Here is a 13,267-nt window from a genome sequence, read left to right as displayed (position 1 = left end):
AGAACGCCGCCCGGTTGCGAAACACCAGCCTACTCGAACCCGCGAATAACCTCCAGAAACGCATCGCCATAGCGCTCCAGCTTCGATTGGCCGACGCCGGAGATGCCGAGCAGGGCGTCGCTGCTGTGCGGGCGCTCGGTGGCAAAGGCGATCAGCGTCGTATCCGGGAAGACGACATAGGGCGGCACGCCGAGTTCCTTGGCGATACCCGAGCGGGCGCGGCGCAGGGCCTCGAACAGTTCGGCATCCGAACCGGATAGCGCGGATTTGGCGCCGGAGGCAGCGGATTGGCGGGCGCTCTTGCCCTTGCCTGTGGCTGGGCGGTCCTTGCGGAAGCGGACCTCGCGTTCGCGCTTGAATACGGCGCGGGCATCCGGCTCCAGCTTCAGCGCGCCAAAGGCTTCATGGTCGACGCTGATCAGCCCGGCAGCGAGAAGCTGGCGGTAGACCGACTGCCAGGTCTTTGACGGAATATCCTTGCCGGCACCGAACACCGGCATCTTGCTATGGCCGAAGCGTTCGGTCTTGTCGTTCTCATTGCCCAGAAGCACATCGATCAGGTGACCGGTGCCAAAACGTTCGCCGGTGCGGTAGATCGCAGCCAGCGCCTTGATGGCGGCATCGGTGCCGTCCCAGGTCTCGACCGGTTTGAGGCAGGTATCGCAGCTTTCGCAGCGGCCGGGATGCGCCTCGCCGAAATGGGCAAGGATCGCCTGCCTGCGGCAGCCGGGCGTTTCGCAGATGGCCAGCAGCGCATTGAGCTTGGCGCGCTCCACCCGCTTGATATCATCGCCCGATGTGCCGCCATCGATCATCCGGCCGCGCTGGATGACGTCGGCCATGCCATAGGCCATCCAGACATCGGACGGCAGGCCGTCTCGCCCGGCGCGGCCCGTTTCCTGATAATAGGCCTCGACCGAGCCCGGCAGATCGAGATGGGCGACATAGCGCACGTTCGGCTTGTCGATGCCCATGCCGAAGGCGACGGTGGCGACCAGGCAGAGGTCTTCTTCCTTCAGGAACGCATCCTGATTGGCATCGCGCACCGCGCGGTCCATTCCTGCGTGATAGGCGAGTGCACGCACCCCCTGCCCGTTCAGCCATTCGGCGGTGTCCTCGACCTTGGCGCGCGACAGGCAATAGACGATGCCGCTGGAACCCTTGTGGCGCGACAGGAAGCGCAACAGCTGCTGGCGCGGCTGGTCGCGCTCGACGATTTCATAGGCGATGTTGGGCCGATCGAACGAGGTGGTGAAGACCTCAGCGCCGCGCAGGCCCAGCTTGTCGATGATGTCTTCGCGGGTATGCGGATCGGCCGTGGCCGTCAGCGCCATGCGCGGCACGCCGGGATAATGCTCGGCAAGCTGCCCGAGTTCGCGGTATTCCGGCCGGAAATCATGGCCCCATTGGGAGACGCAATGCGCCTCGTCGATGGCAAACAGCGAGATCTTCGCGTTGCCGATCATCTCCTTGAAGGCCGGCGTAACGATGCGCTCGGGCGTCACATAGAGAAGATCGAGATCGCCGCCCGCAATCGCCCGGCGGACATCGATGAATTCTTCGCGCGTCAACGAGGAGTTCAGCGCCGCAGCCCTGACGCCCAGCTGCTTCAGCGCCTCGACCTGATCACGCATCAACGCAATCAGCGGCGAGACGACGATGCCGACGCCATCGCGGCAGAGCGCGGGGATCTGGAAGCACAGCGACTTTCCGGCTCCCGTCGGAAACAGCACCACGGCATCGCCGCCCGAAACGACCCGCTCGACCACATCAGCCTGCTTGCCGCGAAAGGCCGGATAACCGTAGACGGTTTTCAGAATGGCCAGCGGATTTCTGGCACCTTCGGCTTCAAACAGGGGATCGATACGGGTGTGGGTCTGCGGCATGGAATCGCTCTCGTGGGGAGAGCGGACTATGGCACAGGTGGGGTGATGGGGGCGAGGGCGTGCCGCCACTTATCGCAGTGTCCGTGCTGCTGTCCCCTTTGCATCATTCGGGTGATTGCGCTTGACGAACATCCGCCGCGGATAAGCCGATGACAATCACCCGTGGTGCGCAGCACATACCGTCCAATCAACGCAACAGAAGAGAGGCGAACATGACGACAAAAAGGATTGACGACGCAATGTAAGCGGATCGCCAATTGGGAAGAAGAAAAGCAAACCGAAGCGGGTAGACAAAGCGACTGAGCAGTAATCCGCCGGATGCCACGGCCGCGGCGAAGAAGCATAAGATCACATCATGCCAGTCAATCATGACTCTTTGTCTCCCTGATAAACTTCGCCCGAGGGCTGTGCGTTGTGCAACGGATGACAGGAGGCCGTTCTCGACATCTTCCTCTCCAATCCTTTGGAGATAACCAGCCAATTCAAGGAAATCGGCATCTGGAAGCTCGGTCAGGAGTTTCGGATGATTGGTTACAATCCATTTTTGAAGCTGCCCCCTCGGTTGCACAAAGAAATACCACGAAAGCGATCAAGCAATTACGCACCTGGTCTGGGCAATTTTATCCAATTGCGGTTATTTCCCTCGCCAACACGCCTCCTCCGGGGGCCAACAACCGCCCCCCTCACCCCGCCGCCGCCTGAATGACCTCCGGCGCCGCGCCGAATTTCTCCTTCGTCCGCCGGTGATAGGCGATGAAGGCGTCCGCGGGCAGTGCCTTGGAAAAAAGCCAGCCCTGGCCGAAATCGACGCCGTGGGCTTTCAGGTACTCTGCCTGCTCCTCCGCCTCGATGCCTTCGGCGACGGTGTAGAGTTTGAGCGTCTTTGCCATGCCGATGATATGCGGGGTGACGGAGCTGGTGGCGGTGTCCTTGCCGATCGTATCGATGAAGGACTTGTCGATCTTCAGCGCGTCCATCGGCAGGCCCTGCAGATATTGCAGGCTGGAATAGCCGGTGCCGAAATCGTCGATGGCGACGGAATGGCCGCGTTCGCGGGCTTTCTCCAGCGTGATGCGCGCCGCGTCGATATCCATGAAGCCGCGCTCGGTCGCCTCCAGCCAGATCTGCTCGGTCCGGATACCGGTCCGGGCAAGTTTGGCTTCGAGAACGTCGAGAATGCGGCCGGACTTGATATCGGCGGCGCAGAGGTTGACGGCGATATGCAGGGTACGGTCCTGAACGAGAATGCCGTTCAGATCGCGGATCACCGCCTCGATGACCTGATCGGTGATCGGCATGATCAGGCCGCTCTCCTCGGCAAGCGGGATGAAAAGATCGGGCCGGACCAGAGAACCGTCCGGCCGCCGCCAGCGCACCAGCGCTTCGGCACCGATGCAGATGCCGGTCTTCAGCGCGACGATCGGCTGGTAGTGGACGATGAATTCGCGGTTGCGCACGGCGATCTCAAGCTCCGCCAGCGGCGAGAGCCGCTTGCGCGACAGCCAGATGACGACGGCGACGATGAAGGCCGCGATGAACGCGCCGACCGGCAACAGCAGCATCAGCTCCCGTTTCATATGGCCGGCAAGCATCGACCGGGGTTCGGTGGCAATGGCAATCAGGCCGTCGCCGCGCGCTGTGGCAAACAGGTCGCTCGCCGTCATGCCCCGGCGCGGCGCGGCGGCAAGCGAGCCGACAAGCGCCGGATCCGGCGCGTTCAACGCATTGAGGAGCGCGCCCTGCCCGTTGGTCAGGGCGATGGACATGCCGTCATCGACGAGAACATCGACAAGCCGCGCAGGCGCGATGAGAACATTGTGCGCGCCGGAATGCAGCCCCATCATCGGCTTGCCGCCGCTGACGGCGGGCTGGATACGGATCGTCACCTCCAGGCCATCCGGCGTGACATAATCGACATGCGAGCGGCCGATATCGCCGGCCGTCCGGCCCCAGGAGGTGCATGTGAGCAGGCCATTCTCGAAATAGCCCATCTCCTCGACGGAGGTGGTATCGACGGTCAGCGCCCGCATGCGGGCGATATGGGCATCGGAACAGGCAACAAAGGGCGTGGCGGCAATCGCATCGAGCGCGCCCTTGGCATCGCGCAAGGTGTTTTCAGCCCGCGACACCGTCAGCCGGGAAAACAGCTCCAGACGGTCCTCTTCGCTCTCAACGGCGATGACCCAGGACATATAGGCCATCGCGGCAAGCGGGATCGCCGTGCCGAGAAAACCCAGAAAAACAGCCACCGCGATAATGCGGGAACGCCGCCGATCCATTGTCACAACCCCCGCGATGAACAGCGGCCTAGTCATGCCAAGGTTGCATTAAGATTTTCTGTCAGCTTTTTGCAGCATTGTAGCCAGTCGGCGGCAATCGGACTTTCGCACGTCCGCCGCCGTCACCGTCAGGCCATCAAACGCTCGCGCGCCGGTAAAAGGCCAGCGAGCCGGCCAGAGCCAGAAGCGCGCCGCCGCAGATGCGGTCGAGCCACAGTGCGCCGGATTTTTTCAGCACCTTGACCGCCTGCGAGCCGAGCGCCGCATAGCCGAACATGACGCAGAAATCGATCGTGGCGAAGACCAGCGCGAGAATGGCATATTGCGGCACCTGCGGCTGTGTCAGCACGATGAACTGCGGCAGGAAGGCCGAGAAGAACAGGTAACCCTTGGGGTTGGTGACGGCGACCAGAAAGCTTTTCAGAAAGATCGCGCGGGCCGAACCCGAGCCGTTTTCCGCCGTGCCGTGCAGCGTTTCGCTCAGCGTGCCCTTGGAGCGCAGCAGCATGATGCCGAGGAAGGCGAGGTAACCGGCACCGATCCATTTGACGACCGAGAACCAGAATTCGGATGCCGCCAGAAGTGCGCCGAGACCGAGCGCCACGGCGCCGATCAGCACGAAATCGGACAGCACAGCGCCAACCATGCCGATCAGCGCGCGGCGGACGCCGAAACGCGAACCGTTGGTCAGCGCCAGAAGCACGGTCGGGCCGGGTGTGGCGATACCGATGAACGAAACGAGTGCAAAAGCCAGCAAGGTGATTTCAGTCATGGTTCCCCCTCCCGCAGATCGGCGGCCCGCAGGCGCAGAGCAGCCGAAGAAGACCATAATCTTGCAATTGCCGGGCGCGATGGCAAGAGGCTCCTTCGCCTCAGCCAATCATGAAAAATCCGGCGAAACCCTATTTGCCCGCCGGCCCCTTCACCCGTCCCGACAGCACTCCGAAGCCATCGATGATCGCCTCCTGGTTTTCCAGCCGCGCCACTTCCAGCTGGACTTCCTGCAGGTTGCGGAGAATCTGGCTGACGGTGTCGTCGTCGCCTTCTTCCGTTGCATAGGCGAGCTCGCTTTCGAGTTCGCGGCGCTGCCACAGCAGCGCCTTGGTGCGCTGGTGGAGGGCGAGCGCCTGAAGATAACCTTCGCGGGCATCCTCGGGGGCTGCCGCCGTCGTTGCGGTCCACAGCCGGGCGAAGCGGATCTGCTGGTCCAGCGATTTCAGCAGGTCGCCGAAGCCTTCGGCCTCCAGCTGCTCGACGAGGATTTCGCGCGACAGGCGCGGCCCCTTGGCGGCAGCGGCATTCAGCACCGACGACCAGAAACGCTGCAGATCGCGATTGTCGTAATCGATCGCGGAAATCTCGTCATATTCCTCAAACAGCAATTGCGGATGGTTGACGATGGTGAGCGCCAAGACGCTTTCGCGCAAGGGCGGCAGGGCCTGATGGCCACTGACCAGCGACGAGCGGGCCAGACGATCGGAAATGCCCGAACGCTCGGACATGCGGGCGCCCTGCTGGCCGCCGCGGCCCTGGCCCCCATTCCGGCTGCCACCGCCCTGGCGAGGGTTGCGGTCGAAGCCGCCGCGCTGGCCGTTCTCACGGCGCGACGCGCCTTGAAAGAACTGGTTCAGCCGGTCGCGAACATCCTGACCGTAGTGGCGGCGGACGTTTTCGTCTGATATCACCGAGACGACCTGCTTCAGCGTCGCTTCCAGCTGGGCGCGGCTCTCCGGCGTATCGAAAGAGCCGGCCTGCGCCTCGCGCAGCCAGACCATTTCCGACAGCGAGCGGGCCTGCGCCATCACCTTGTCGAACGGCGCGCGGCCTTCGTTTCGCACCAGATCGTCGGGGTCCTTGCCATCCGGCAGCATGGCGAAGCGGACCGAGAAACCGGGCTTCAGATGCGGCAGCGCCAGATCGACGGCGCGGTTGGCAGCGCGGATGCCGGCGCCGTCGCCGTCGAAGCAGAGGACCGGCTGCTGGGTGAGTTTCCACAGCAGCGCCATCTGGTTTTCGGTCAGCGCGGTGCCGAGCGGCGCCACCGCATTCTCGATGCCGGCCTGATGCAGCGCGATGACGTCCATATAGCCTTCGACGGCGATGATCGTCCCCGCCCCGTCGGCGCCCGACATGGCGCGGCGCGCGCGGGCGAAATTGTAGAGCACGTTGCCCTTGTGGAAGAGCTCGGTCTCGTTGGAATTGAGATATTTCGCCGGCGCATCCGGCGACATGGCGCGGCCGCCAAAGGCGATGACCTTTTCGCGCGACGACAGGATCGGGAACATGATGCGGTCACGGAAACGATCGTAGGAGACGGGAATATCCGGGCCGTGGACGACAAGGCCGCAGGCCTCGATCTGGTCCTTCGGCACGCCCTTGCCAGCCAGATATTCCTTCAGCGCATTGCGGCTTTCCGGCGCATAGCCAAGCCGGAAGGTCTCGATGGTGCGCCCGGTCAGGCCCCGGTCGCGCAGGTAGGCGCGCGCCTTGGCGCCGTTCGCCGTCTGCAACTGGGCCTCAAAGAACTGGGTCGCCACCTCCATGACATCCTGCAGGCCGATGCGCTGGCGGTCGCGCTTTTCCGCCTCAACATCGGGCTGCGGCATGGCGACGCCGGCGAGATCGGCAACCTGCTGCACGGCCTCGGGAAAATTCATGCCATCGAGATCGGTGAGAAAGCGGAAATGATCGCCAGAGACACCGCAGCCGAAGCAGTGATAGCGGCCCTTGCGGTCCTCGCAGTGAAAGCTCGGGGATTTTTCGCCATGGAACGGGCAGCAGGCCCAGTAGTCGCCGCGCGAAGCATTGGTTTTCTTGCGGTCCCAGGTGACGCGTTTGCCGATCACGTCCGAAATGGGAACGCGGTCGCGGATCTCGTCAAGGAAGGAGTTGGAAAATCGCATGAATACCTCTGGGCTGGCTTCCATATAGGCGGCAAACGCTGGCCGCGCTACAGAGGGGACGCATCATACCCGCAATTCACAGGTTGACGAGACGCTGCGACGGCAAAGGGCCGGGCAGCAACAGCTCTTCCCTTGGCTCGATATGGCATATGCCCAAAATGGGCCGTTGATGCCGGAGGAAGAACAGGCAATGAATCGCTGCCCAAGCTCCGGAAACCGCCCGATGCCCCTCGTTGCAAGCGATCTTGCGTCCAACACCGTCTTTTTTGCCGCCATGCAGGAGAATGCGCGGCAGATGACGGCGCAGTTTGTGGAAAATCCGCGATTGAGCTCGATCTTTGCTTCCCAGCAGCGCTGGCTGATGGCGCAACTGGGCTTGTCGCTGCATTACCGCCAGGCTGGTCCGAGCAAGGGCCTCTATGCCGAACGTTTTGTTGTGAACGCCGTGGAATACGGCATTGCCAGCCGCAACACCGCCGGCACCTTCGTTCAGGAAATGCTCGCCTACCGCTTCGCCCGCTACAGCGACAATCCGCCGGACCACCGCATGCGGCCACTGGAGCCGACGGATGTGGCGGTGCAGTCCGTCGTCAAATGGCTCTACACGCATCTTGCCATTCTCGACATGCTGGACGACGGCAAAAGGGCCGTCACGCTTGCAGAAAACCAGACACTGTTTGCAAGCCTGCAGCCCGCCATCGCGCAGGGAATTCTGGAAAATCACGCGGTGCGCAACCCCGGCGAGACCTTCAATCTGTTTACCTGGGCCAATTCCGGTGGAGTGGTGATGGATTGTTTTATCGCGCTGATAAAGGATTTCGACCCGGCCGCGCCACGCACCCGGATCGGGCCAATCTCATCGGCCGAGATCTGCCGGTGCTACCGGATTTCCAAGACCCACCTCAAGCGCCTGATCACCAGGGCCGCCGCCATGGGCAGCCTCGGTTTCGAGACAGTCTCCGGCACAAACACGCTCTGGCTGTCACAAGGCTTCGTGCAGGAATACTGGACCTATCAGGCCGAGAAATTCGCCATCATCGACGCGGCCTTCCATCAGGAGACCGCGCCGGCATTATCGGGTCAGGCAGCCGTCAGCAATTCCTTGAGCACGGCCGACGCCTTGGAAAAATCCATCTGGCCGGCATAGCGCTCTTTCAGCACCGCCATGACCTTGCCCATGTCCTTCGGACCGCTCGCGCCGACCTCGGCGATGGCTGACGCGACATTGGCCCGGACGTCCGCTTCCGACAGCTGCTTCGGCATGAAGCCCTGCACGACGACGATCTCGGCGCGTTCCTTGGTGGCAAGCTCCGGACGGGCGTTGTCTTCGTAGATCTTCGCCGATTCTTCGCGCTGCTTGACCATCTTTGCCAGGATCTGCAGAATTTCGTCATCGCTGGCCTCGCCCTTGCCGGCGCCACGATTGGCGATATCGCGGGTCTTGATCTCGGCCTGAACCAGACGGACGGTGGAAAGCCGCGCCGCATCCTTCGATTTCATCGCATCCTTGAGGGCGGCAGCGAGTTGATCGCGCATCATTGTCCTTACTCCTGTTTGATGACGTTCCATAAACCAGCCGGACAACCGGGAGCAAACGAATTGCGTCTTTCCACGGTAAAAGCTGAAGGAAAAGCCTGTTCAGCGTGCCTTCAAGATTGACGTTGCCGGAAACCACAGTTATTGACCGTCACCTGCACAAACATCGTGACCAGGCCTGACAGCGCGCGTCCATCGCCCGCCTCTTCACGCCTGCGAACCAAAACGGCCCCGGCCGACGTTCCCCCGAACGTCCGCCAAGCGCCGCCTGAACGGGATGAAGACAATGACCGCGACCGCTCCCTGGACCACCGCAAAACCAACCGCCCTGCTCGTTCTGGCCGATGGCACCGTCATCGAAGGCAAGGGCATCGGCGCCACCGGCAAGGTACAGGCCGAAGTGGTGTTCAACACCGCGCTCACCGGCTACGAAGAGATCATGACCGACCCGTCCTATCTCGGCCAGATCGTCACCTTCACCTTCCCGCATATCGGCAATATCGGCGCCAATGACGAGGATATCGAGGACCTGACGCCGGCAGCCCGCCACGGCGCAGTCGGCGTCATCTTCAAGGCCGACATCACCGCCCCCTCCAGCTACCGCGCGGCAAAACATCTCGACGCCTGGCTGAAGGCACGCGGCATCATCGGCCTCTGCGGCATCGACACCCGGGCGCTGACGGCCTGGATCCGCGAAAACGGCGCCCCGAACGCCGTGATCGCCCACGACCCGAACGGCGTCTTCGACATCGAGACGCTGAAGGCGGAAGCGAAAGCCTGGAGCGGGCTCGAAGGCCTCGACCTTGCCAAGGTCGCCTCCTCCGGCCAGACCTCGCGCTGGAGCGAAAAGCCCTGGGTGTGGAACGAAGGCTATGACCAACTGGCGGACGCCGACACGACGTACCATGTCGTGGCGCTCGACTATGGCATCAAGCGCAACATCCTGCGCCTGTTCGCCGGCCTCGGCTGCAAGGTCACCGTGATGCCGGCAACGACATCGGCCGAAGAGGTTCTGGCGCAGAAGCCGGACGGCATCTTCCTGTCGAACGGCCCGGGCGATCCGGCTGCGACCGGCGAATATGCGGTTCCGGTTATCCAGGAACTGATCAAGAGCGATATCCCGCTGTTCGGCATCTGCCTCGGCCACCAGATGCTGGGCCTGGCGCTCGGCGCCACCACCGAGAAGATGCATCAGGGCCACCACGGCGCCAATCATCCGGTGAAGGATCATACGACCGGCAAGGTCGAGATCGTCTCGATGAACCACGGCTTCGCGGTGGCTTCGAACTCCCTGCCGGAAGGCGTTGAAGAGACTCACGTTTCCCTGTTCGACGGCACCAATTGCGGCCTGCGCCTCACCGGCAAGCCGGTGTTCTCCGTGCAGCACCATCCGGAAGCCTCGCCGGGCCCGCAGGACAGCCACTACCTCTTCCGCCGCTTCATCAACCTGGTGCGCGAGAAGAAGGGCGAACCGGCACTCGCAGAGCGCTGATTTCCCGACAATAAATGGATTGCGAAAGGCCCGCTCGATGCGGGCCTTTTCCGTTTGGGCTAGAACCAGTAGCGCCGCGCATAGACGACCGTCATCACGGTTCCGGCGACGATGACCGCGATGCGGACGGCTCGGGCCGGAAGAATGCGAACCAGAAAGCCGCCGATATAGCCGCCGGCCAGAGCGCCGAACAGCATCACGGCCGTTTGCGGCCAGTACACCCTGCCCTGAACGATGAAAATCGTAATCGCGGCCAGACTGACGCCGGTGGCCAGCAGGTTCTTCAAGACCTTGACCCGGCGGATATCGCCGGGATCGGCGATGGACAGGATTGCCGAAAGGATGATCCCTAGCCCCGCGCCGAAAAAGCCGCCGTAGATCGACGCGCCGCCAAGAACGCAGGCACCGGCAACGGACGATGGCCGGCTGTCCATTCTCCGCCGGGCCGTCCATCTCTGCAGATGCGGCGCAAAGGCAAACAATAGGGTGGCAAAGCCAATCAGGGCTGGAACCGGCAGGACGAAAAGCCGGTCGGGCAGCGCCAGCAGCAGAAGCGCGCCGATCATCCCGCCGGCAATGGACACCGCGATGGACAGGCAAAGTGCGCGGTCGAGCGGCGGGATCTTTTCGCGGTCGGCGATCGCGGCGAGCAGATGGCCGGGCGAAATGGCAACCGCGTTCGAGGCATTGGCCGCCACCGGCGGCAGCCCGGCCATCAGCATCACCGGAAAGGTGATCAGCGTGGCGCCGCCGGCAATGGCATTGACGATGCCGCCGACCACGCCCGCCGCAAAGAGAAGAAGAATGATGCCTGTGTCCATCCGGAACAGATAACGCCCGGCGGCAAAGTTGTCTGGAACGTTTGTGACCGGCCCGGACGGAAATGCGGCCTATCGCATGCCCTTGCGGTAGGCATCGGGGCTGATACCGAAGACACGGCGGAAATGGCGGCCAAAATGGCTTTGATCCGAAAACCCGAGATCGGCCGCCAGATCTGCGATCGATATGTCGCCGCGCAGGCGCAGGCGGGCTTCGTTGAGGCGACTGACAAGGCGATAGCCGCTGGGCGGAATACCGGTCTTGCGGGTGAACTGCCGGCTGAAACCTTCGCGGCTCAACCGGTTGCGGGCAGCAATCGCACCGAGCGGCTCGCGGCCGGACAGGAGCGCAACACCCATTCCGGTGGCCTGACTGCGTCCGCCCGCACGGCCTGCCGAACGAAGCAGATGGCCGACGATCCGGGGCAGCGCGGATAGCGCGGCCTGCGCATCCGCCGCAATGTCCGGCACGGCGACAACCATCGGCTCTCCGCCGAGCCCCTGCAGATCGAGATAGATGTTGAGGCAGCGGGTGCCGGGGTGGGCAACGGGCAGGCTCTTATGCGGCAAACCGGCCGGGATATGGAGGCATTGCCCGGCCGAAACCGTGAAAACCCGATGTCCGGCCTGGAACGTGCGCCCGCCGGACAACACGACCGTCAGCTGGTTTTGCGGGTGAAAATGCACGGCGACGTCGGGCGCGACGGTTCCCTCCCAGACGCCATATTCGACATCCGGGCGATCGCGGTCGCGACGATAGGACCAACGGCCCGGCACTGCGGCGTGCATCCAATCCCCTCCTTCGCAGGCTGGCTTCGCTTGCCTCAGACCGGCAAGGCCAACAGCTTCCTCTCCTGCGACAGAAAGCGGAAGAACCGCCATGTCAGCGAGATGCTGGCGGCGGCCAGGCCGATCACAAAGCCGTACCAGACGCCGATACCGCCGAGCCCCGCATGGAAGGCGAGCAGATAGGCGGCGACGAAGCCGATCGCCCAGTAGGACACCAGCGCCAGAACCATCGGCACGGTGGTGTCCTTCAGGCCGCGCAGCATGCCGGCGGCCAGCGCCTGGACGCCATCGACCAGCTGGAACGCGCCGGCAATGACGATCAGCGGGCCGGCATAGGCAAGCACCTGCGCCGCATCCGGCCGGCGCGTATCGAGATACATCGCGGCAAGCTCGTGCGAGAACAGCGCAAAGACCGCGCTGCCGATCAGGGCGAAGCCGCAGCCGATGACAAGAACGGCGATCGCCGCCCGCTTGATCCCTTCCGCATCCCGCCTGCCATGGGCAAGGCCGATGCGCACGGTGGCGACCTGCGCCAGCCCGAGCGGCACCATGAAGGCGATGGAGGCGAACTGCAGCGCGATGCCATGCGCGGCAAGCTCGACGGTGCCGATCATGCCCATCAACAGCGAGGCGACGGTGAACAGGCTGACCTCGGCCAGGATGGTGACGGCGATCGGCAGGCCGAGCTTGACGACCTCCTTCAGCACCGGCCAGTCGGGCCGCCAGAAGCGTACGAAGATCTCGTAGGAGCGGGTCTGCGGCTGGTATTGGATATAGGCATAGAGCAGCACGAAGCTCAGCGTGTTGACCACCAGCGCCGAAATGGCGGCGCCGACGATACCAAGCGCAGGCGCGCCGAAATGCCCGTAGATGAAGACGTAGCACAGCGCCGCATTGCTGAGCAGCACGATGATCGTCACATAGAGGATGATACCGGCGCGCTCCAGCGAGCTCAGGAAACCGCGCAACACCATGAACAGCAGGGCCGGGAACATGCACCAGAGCGCGACGCGCAGATAGCTGCCGGCAAGGGCTGCCACATCGGGCTGCTGGCCCAGCATCCGCAGCACGGTTTCCGCCTCCCAGAGAACAGGCATCGTCAGCACGCCATAGCCAAGTACCGCCCACATGCCCATGCGCACGGCGCGGCGAACGGCGACACGGTCTCCCCGTCCCTGCGCCTGCGCCACGATCGGCACGACGGCATTGGCAAAGCCGGAACCGAAGATGAAGAGGGTAAAGAACATCTGCGCCGCCAGCACCATCGCCGCCAGCTCGGACGTCCCGAGCCGGCCGACCATCAGCACGTCGGTGGCATGGATGGCAAACTGCGCCAGCTGGGCGCCGACGAAGGGCACACCCAGCACGATGCTGGCGCGATAATGCGCCCACCAGGAATTATCGGTGCGGCCGGCCGCCTGATCTGGGGTCGAAGTCAGCATGATGAAAGTCTAGCCTTTGGCTTCGTCGCAGCCGGAATGGGCCGCACGACGGAAGAGACGGAAATAGAACAACCGGCCATAAAGCACCAGCAGCAAAGGTAAAATCGCTTATTTTTTCATCT

11 protein-coding genes are annotated in these 13,267 nt (G+C 63.2%); 2 read left to right on the top strand and 9 right to left on the bottom strand.

Annotated elements, in window-relative coordinates; translation table 11 throughout:
* Positions 1–29: 29 nt before the first annotated feature.
* The 5 genes from recQ to dnaG form a co-directional block, all read right to left on the bottom strand.
* Positions 30–1,886 carry a DNA helicase RecQ gene (recQ, locus tag ADU59_RS22990; protein ID WP_068956910.1) on the bottom strand — a complete coding sequence of 619 codons (1,857 nt, stop codon included), beginning with the start codon at positions 1,884–1,886 and terminating at the stop codon, positions 30–32.
* 187 nt (positions 1,887–2,073) lie between these two features.
* Positions 2,074–2,256, bottom strand: a complete 183-nt coding sequence (locus tag ADU59_RS30735; RefSeq protein ID WP_068956908.1) for a hypothetical protein — start codon at positions 2,254–2,256, stop codon at positions 2,074–2,076.
* A gap of 313 nt (positions 2,257–2,569) precedes the next feature.
* Complete coding sequence (locus ADU59_RS22980) at positions 2,570–4,165, bottom strand: EAL domain-containing protein (RefSeq protein WP_068956984.1); 1,596 nt, start codon at positions 4,163–4,165, stop codon at positions 2,570–2,572.
* Positions 4,166–4,301: 136 nt separating this feature from the next.
* Entirely contained in the window at positions 4,302–4,937 is a 636-nt protein-coding gene (locus tag ADU59_RS22975; RefSeq protein WP_068956906.1) for a LysE family translocator, read from the bottom strand.
* A 130-nt stretch (positions 4,938–5,067) separates the two neighbouring features.
* Positions 5,068–7,068 carry a DNA primase gene (dnaG, locus tag ADU59_RS22970; RefSeq protein ID WP_068956904.1) on the bottom strand — a complete coding sequence of 667 codons (2,001 nt, stop codon included), beginning with the start codon at positions 7,066–7,068 and terminating at the stop codon, positions 5,068–5,070.
* Positions 7,069–7,291: 223 nt separating this feature from the next.
* Here dnaG and ADU59_RS22965 point away from each other — a divergent pair, with 223 nt between their 5' ends.
* Positions 7,292–8,215 (top strand): hypothetical protein, encoded by a 924-nt coding sequence (locus tag ADU59_RS22965; RefSeq protein ID WP_244506487.1) that lies wholly within the window; start codon positions 7,292–7,294, stop codon positions 8,213–8,215.
* Here ADU59_RS22965 and ADU59_RS22960 read toward each other — a convergent pair.
* A complete protein-coding gene (locus tag ADU59_RS22960; protein WP_068956902.1) occupies positions 8,149–8,607 on the bottom strand; it encodes a GatB/YqeY domain-containing protein in 459 nt (152 codons plus the stop codon). The two genes, ADU59_RS22965 and ADU59_RS22960, sit on opposite strands and share 67 nt — an antisense overlap.
* Before the next feature lie 283 nt (positions 8,608–8,890).
* Between ADU59_RS22960 and carA the strand changes: the two genes are divergently transcribed.
* Positions 8,891–10,096 (top strand): glutamine-hydrolyzing carbamoyl-phosphate synthase small subunit, encoded by a 1,206-nt coding sequence (gene carA, locus ADU59_RS22955; protein WP_068956901.1) that lies wholly within the window; start codon positions 8,891–8,893, stop codon positions 10,094–10,096.
* A 59-nt stretch (positions 10,097–10,155) separates the two neighbouring features.
* On the opposite strand, the gene ADU59_RS22950 is transcribed toward carA, so the two are convergent.
* The 3 genes from ADU59_RS22950 to ADU59_RS22940 all read right to left on the bottom strand — a co-directional run bounded on the left by ADU59_RS22950 (position 10,156) and on the right by ADU59_RS22940 (position 13,145).
* Complete coding sequence (locus ADU59_RS22950; RefSeq protein ID WP_068956899.1) at positions 10,156–10,917, bottom strand: sulfite exporter TauE/SafE family protein; 762 nt, start codon at positions 10,915–10,917, stop codon at positions 10,156–10,158.
* A 69-nt stretch (positions 10,918–10,986) separates the two neighbouring features.
* Entirely contained in the window at positions 10,987–11,703 is a 717-nt protein-coding gene (locus tag ADU59_RS22945; protein WP_068956898.1) for a helix-turn-helix domain-containing protein, read from the bottom strand.
* Between the two features lie 35 nt (positions 11,704–11,738).
* Positions 11,739–13,145: an MATE family efflux transporter gene (locus ADU59_RS22940; RefSeq protein WP_068956896.1), complete on the bottom strand. Its 1,407-nt coding sequence runs from the start codon at positions 13,143–13,145 to the stop codon at positions 11,739–11,741.
* Between the last annotated feature and the right edge of the window lie 122 nt (positions 13,146–13,267).

The organism is Pararhizobium polonicum (assembly GCF_001687365.1).
In the GTDB taxonomy this organism is placed as follows: Bacteria; Pseudomonadota; Alphaproteobacteria; order Rhizobiales; family Rhizobiaceae; genus Pararhizobium; species Pararhizobium polonicum.
Note: the sequence above shows the minus strand (reverse complement) of the source record. Positions and strands in the feature narration are given on the sequence as shown.